This window comes from Corallococcus sp. 4LFB (assembly GCF_046520365.1).
Lineage (GTDB): Bacteria > Myxococcota > Myxococcia > Myxococcales > Myxococcaceae > Corallococcus > Corallococcus caeni.
The window spans coordinates 1-625 of record NZ_JBKGHJ010001205.1; the positions used below are offsets into that span (position 1 = coordinate 1).

Consider the following 625-nt stretch of genomic DNA (forward strand, 5'->3'; position numbering starts at 1 on the left):
GTCAGGAAGGGGCCACGTCCTTCATGGTGATGCTCGCGGCGTGGCAGGTGTTGCTCGCGAGGTACAGCGGGCAGGCGGACGTCAGCGTGGGCACGCCCATCGCGGGCCGCAATCGAACGGAGCTGGAAGGTCTCATCGGCTTCTTCGTCAACACGCTGGTGCTGCGCACGAAGCTGGAGGGGCGCCAGTCCTTCCGCCAGGTCCTGCGTCAAGTGAAGGAGACGACGCTGGGCGCGTACGCGCACCAGGAGGTGCCGTTCGAGAAGCTGGTGGAGGAGCTGAAGCCGGAGCGCGACCTGAGCCGGACGCCGCTCTTCCAGGTAATGTTCACCCTGCGCAACGCGGCCAGCGGTAGCGGAGAAGCGCTGCCGGGCGGGCTGGTGCTTCGTCCGGTGGAGACCGAAGGGACGACGGCGAAGTTCGACCTGACGCTGGCGATGACCGAAACAGGCCGAGGGTTCTCGGCGACGCTCGAATACAACACCGACCTGTACGACGCGGAGACGGCGCAGCGGATGCTGAGCCACTTCGGGATGCTGCTGGAGGGCATCGCGAAGGACGCGGACGCGGACCTCTGGAGCCTGCCGTTGCTGGAGGCCGAGGAGCGTCAGCAGGTGCTGGAGCG

1 protein-coding gene is annotated in these 625 nt (G+C 67.2%); it reads left to right on the forward strand.

The window, feature by feature from the left end; all coding sequences use genetic code 11:
* Positions 1-23: 23 nt before the first annotated feature.
* Positions 24-625 (forward strand): condensation domain-containing protein (locus ACLEQD_RS44945; RefSeq protein WP_410391998.1); only part of this gene is annotated, 602 nt, incomplete at its 3' end.